1 protein-coding gene is annotated in these 358 nt (G+C 49.4%); it reads left to right on the forward strand.

Annotated features, from left to right (window positions below; genetic code table 11):
* On the forward strand, positions 1–341 hold a 341-nt coding region (locus tag A3751_RS15995), incomplete at its 5' end, for an AraC family transcriptional regulator (protein ID WP_156492540.1).
* Positions 342–358 lie beyond the last annotated feature (17 nt).

Genomic DNA, 358 nt, shown 5'->3' on the forward strand with positions numbered 1-358 from the left:
CCAAAACACGCCAGCTACTTGAACCACGCCAACTCCGCACCAACGAGCAACTTATTTTGCCCCAAAGTAAAGAGCTTGCCGAAAAGCTAGGAATGAGTGAGCCAACATTACGCCGCAAACTCAGCGCCGAGGGCTCTTCTGTTCAGGATATAAAAAACGAGGTTCGACTAAAGCTTGCCAAGCAGCAACTCAAATCAACCAGCCTAAGTGTAAAAGAAGTCGCGGAGCAGCTTGGTTTTAGTGAGTCTAGAGCCTTTTCCAGAGCGTTTAAGCAATGGACCGGATTAAACCCAGCCAATTACCGAAGGCAGCGACAGCAACTGAAGCACCCTCACCACTAAACACTCGCCCACCCTTA

The organism is Oleiphilus sp. HI0080 (assembly GCF_001635135.1).